A 3,131-nucleotide genomic window follows, 5' to 3' on the forward strand; every position below is an offset into this window, starting at 1 on the left:
CCGGATGCTCCAGAAGTAGCCGTGTAGCCCGTAGGGGTGAAAGTACGGACCGGCCCCGCGCCCACCGATGAGTTTCGGGCGCGGGGCCGGTCCGTATGTGGGGGAAGGCCGGCCGGCCTTCCCCCACGCACCCCCTGGAGGCAGCGGCCATGACCAGCAACGGATTCACCACGTGCCTGTGGTTCGACGGCGACGCGGAGGCCGCCGCCGACCACTACCTCTCCGTCTTCAAGGACGGCCGGATCCTGCGCACCGCCCGCTACACCGAAGCGGGCCCGGGCCCGGCCGGCGAGGTGATGGTCGTCGAGTTCGAGATCAACGGCCAGAAGTTCATCGGACTCAACGGCGGCCCCCAGTTCCCCTTCACCGAGGCCATCTCCTTCCAGATCCACTGCTCCGACGAAGCCGAGGCGGACTACTACTACGCCGCGCTGACCGGTGACGGCGGCCAGGAGTCGGCCTGCGGCTGGGTCAAGGACCGGTTCGGGGTCTCCTGGCAGGTCATCCCGCCCGGGGCCATCGACCTGATCAGCGACCCGGACCCGGGCCGGGCGGCCCGCGCCACCGCCGCGATGATGAGGATGAAGAAGCTCGACGTGGCCGCCATGCGCCGCGCGGCCGACGGGGACGGGGACGTCTAGGCGAACCGGGCCAGGAGGGCCGGGAGGGCGGTGCCGATCGGCTCGCGGATCACCTCGGCGGCCAGGGAGTCGTACGGGGTCTCCTCCGCGTTGACGATGATCAGCCGCGCCCCGGCCCCGGCCGCCATGCCGGCGAGCGAGGCCGCGGGCTGCACCTGGAGGGTCGACCCGACGGCGATGAACACCTGGCAGCCCTTGGCCACGGCCACCGCCTGCGCCAGCACCTCCGGATCCAGCCGCTCCCCGAACATCACGGTCGCAGCCTTGAGGATCCCCCCGCAGGCCGCACAGGCCGGATCGGGCTCCCCGGCGGCGACCCGGGCCAGGGCCTCGTCCATCGCCGAGCGGGCGTGGCAGCCCGTGCACACCACCGACCGGGCCGTCCCGTGCAGCTCGAACACCTTCCGGTCAGGCATCCCGGCGAGCTGGTGCAGCCCGTCCACGTTCTGCGTGATCACCCGCACCGGGGTGCCGGAGCGCTCCAGGTCCGCCACGGCCGTGTGCGCCGCGTTGGGCCGGGCCGCGAGGGCGCCGATCTCGGCGCGCATGAGCCAGGAGCGGCGGCGGACGTCCGGATCGGCCATGTAGTACTCGTACGTCACGAGCTTCTCGGTTTCCGCATCCCGCCGCCACAGACCCTGCGGCCCCCGGTAGTCCGGGATGCCGGAGTCGGTGGACATCCCGGCCCCGCTGAACACTGCGACAAGCTGCTTCCCCATGCGCCGACCCTAGACAGCCCCCGCCGCGCCCCGCGAACCATTTCCGGCCGCCGGCCCGGGCGGCCGGCCCGGGCGGGCGAGCATCAGGGGCCGGTCGGCGCAAGCGGAGGGGCGTTTCTGCGGTGAATCTCCACGCCCACCGGAGTGAGAACCGGCCGCGCCCCCGGCAGAGGGGGCGGGCCGCCGGTTACATACCGGACATGACGCTCACCCCACACCGCTCCGGCGCCCTGCTGCTCGCCGCCGTGTCCGCCCTGATCACCCTGGTCGCGTCGTCGGCACCGGCGGCCGCCCTCGCCGATCCGCAGCCGCGCCGGCTCCAGAGGCACACCACGGAGGAGATCACCCGCTTCCTGCGGGGCTTCTACGGCAGCCACGGCCCCTCGGAACAGGACCGGGCCAGCCGGGTCTCGCAGCTGCTGAAGGACAAACAGGCGCACTTCCCGGAGACCGACGTCCTGCTCTGCCGCCCGGGCACCCCGCAGTCCGTCACCGTCGGCCAGGCCACCGCCGCCCCGTCCGCCTTCGTCGGCTGGGCCACCGTCACCACCACCTGGCCGTCCGGGGTCACCGACACCTTCACCGCGTACGTCCGCACCGACTCCCGCCCGATCACCCTCGACGACGTGATCTGCGCGGGGTGAATTCCGGGGTAGAACACCCGGCATGACACGTTTCGAGATCACCGGCGCGAGCGCCGCCGACATGGAGATGCTGCGCACCTGGGCCGACGCGGAAGGCTGGAACCCGGGGGACAGCGACCGCTTCGCCTTCGCGGTCGCCGACCCGGACGGCTTCCTCGTCGGCCGGCTCGACGGGGACCCGGTCGCCTGCATCTCCGCCGTGCGCTACGGCCGCGGCTTCGGGTTCGTCGGCTTCTACATCGCCCGCCCCGACCTGCGCGGCCGGGGCCACGGCATCCGGCTGTGGCGGGCCGGGATGGAACGGCTCGACGGGCGGCTCGTCGGCCTGGACGGGGTGGTGGAACAGCAGGACAACTACCGCAAGTCCGGCTTCCGTTCCGCCTGGACGAACATGCGCTACCAGGGCGTCCCGGGGCCCGGGGACGATCCGGGGGTGGAGATCGTGGACGCGGCCTCGCTGCCGTTCGCCCGGCTCGCCGCCTACGACCGGGCCTTCTTCCCCGAGGCGCGCGACGCCTTCCTCTCCGCCTGGACCTCCCTGCCCGGCCGGACCGCCCTCGCCGCGGTCCGCGACGGGCGGATCGAGGGCCTCGGCGTGGTGCGCCCCTGCAGCTCCGCCGCGCGGATCGGGCCGCTGTACGCGGCGACGCCGGAGGTGGCCGCCGCCCTGGTGCGGCGGCTCGCCGGGCACGCCCCCGGCGGGGAGGTGGCGGTGGACGTGCCCGACGTGAATCCGGCCGCGGCCGCAGTGGCGGCCGGGCTGGGGCTGGTCCCGGCGTTCGAGACCGCCCGGATGTACACCGGTCCGGCGCCCGAGCTGGACCTGTCCGGGCTGTACGGGGTCACCAGCCTCGAACTGGGCTGACGGTCCGGGGCCGCGGGGGCCGGGCGGCGGTCGGCGGCGCCGCCCGGCCGGTGCGCGGCCGTCGGCCGCGCGGGGGCTCAGATGCCGAAGAGCACGCCGGTGCTGCTGCGCAGCCCGCAGGGGTTGCCGAAGGTGTACGTGTAGCTCATCCGCTTGCCCTGCCACACCCCGTCGGCGGTGACCGTCACCGGGTTCCACTCCCGGGTGCAGGCGGCGTCGGGGCGGGGGGCGTAGAGGTCCAGGAGGCGGGTGCGGGTCTGCT

The 3,131-nt window shown here is 74.1% G+C and carries 5 protein-coding genes; 3 read left to right on the forward strand and 2 right to left on the reverse strand.

The genetic code is table 11. The features are described from left to right. The first annotated feature begins 149 nt into the window (after nucleotides 1-149). Entirely contained in the window at nucleotides 150-641 is a 492-nt protein-coding gene (locus ACFVXK_RS37840) for a VOC family protein (RefSeq protein WP_389621702.1), read from the forward strand. Here ACFVXK_RS37840 and ACFVXK_RS37845 read toward each other — a convergent pair. Beyond that, nucleotides 638-1,360: an NAD-dependent deacetylase gene (locus ACFVXK_RS37845; protein WP_389621705.1), complete on the reverse strand. Its 723-nt coding sequence runs from the start codon at nucleotides 1,358-1,360 to the stop codon at nucleotides 638-640. The two genes, ACFVXK_RS37840 and ACFVXK_RS37845, sit on opposite strands and share 4 nt — an antisense overlap. A gap of 200 nt (nucleotides 1,361-1,560) precedes the next feature. Here ACFVXK_RS37845 and ACFVXK_RS37850 point away from each other — a divergent pair, with 200 nt between their 5' ends. Further along, nucleotides 1,561-2,004 carry a hypothetical protein gene (locus tag ACFVXK_RS37850; protein WP_389621708.1) on the forward strand — a complete coding sequence of 148 codons (444 nt, stop codon included), beginning with the start codon at nucleotides 1,561-1,563 and terminating at the stop codon, nucleotides 2,002-2,004. Between the two features lie 22 nt (nucleotides 2,005-2,026). Then, complete coding sequence (locus ACFVXK_RS37855) at nucleotides 2,027-2,869, forward strand: GNAT family N-acetyltransferase (RefSeq protein ID WP_389621711.1); 843 nt, start codon at nucleotides 2,027-2,029, stop codon at nucleotides 2,867-2,869. Between the two features lie 77 nt (nucleotides 2,870-2,946). On the opposite strand, the gene ACFVXK_RS37860 is transcribed toward ACFVXK_RS37855, so the two are convergent. Next, the coding region (locus ACFVXK_RS37860) for an SSI family serine proteinase inhibitor (protein WP_389621714.1) at nucleotides 2,947-3,131 on the reverse strand (185 nt) is incomplete at its 5' end.

Source organism: Streptomyces sp. NPDC058157, assembly GCF_042884105.1.
Classification (GTDB): Bacteria; Actinomycetota; Actinomycetes; order Streptomycetales; family Streptomycetaceae; genus Streptomyces.